This is a genomic window from Bradyrhizobium sp. sGM-13, from assembly GCF_018398875.1.
In the GTDB taxonomy this organism is placed as follows: Bacteria; Pseudomonadota; Alphaproteobacteria; order Rhizobiales; family Xanthobacteraceae; genus Bradyrhizobium.
This window is the reverse complement of record NZ_JAGWDK010000479.1, coordinates 1-223: the sequence shown is the minus strand read 5'-3', so window position 1 is coordinate 223 and position 223 is coordinate 1. Positions and strand designations below refer to the sequence as shown.

Here is a 223-nt window from a genome sequence, read left to right as displayed (position 1 = left end):
CCCCTGGATGTTGCCGAACAGGAATGCGATCGCCAGTCCCCAGGCGACCGTGCTCAGCGACAGGAAATGTCCGCCCAGGCGCAGCGTCACGAAACCCAGGATCGCCGCGATGCTGCAGGTCAGGATGACGGCGAGCACCAGTCCGAGCCATGGCGAATAGCCGTTCAGCGCGGTGACCCACGCTGTCGAATAAGCGGCGACGCCGACAAAAGCTGCCTGGCCG

Annotated in this window: 1 pseudogene; it reads right to left on the bottom strand. The window is 65.0% G+C overall.

Annotation, left to right across the window (positions count from 1 at the left end):
- Positions 1 to 223 (bottom strand): annotated as a pseudogene (locus tag KJQ96_RS39730) (metal-dependent hydrolase); the annotation flags it as partial.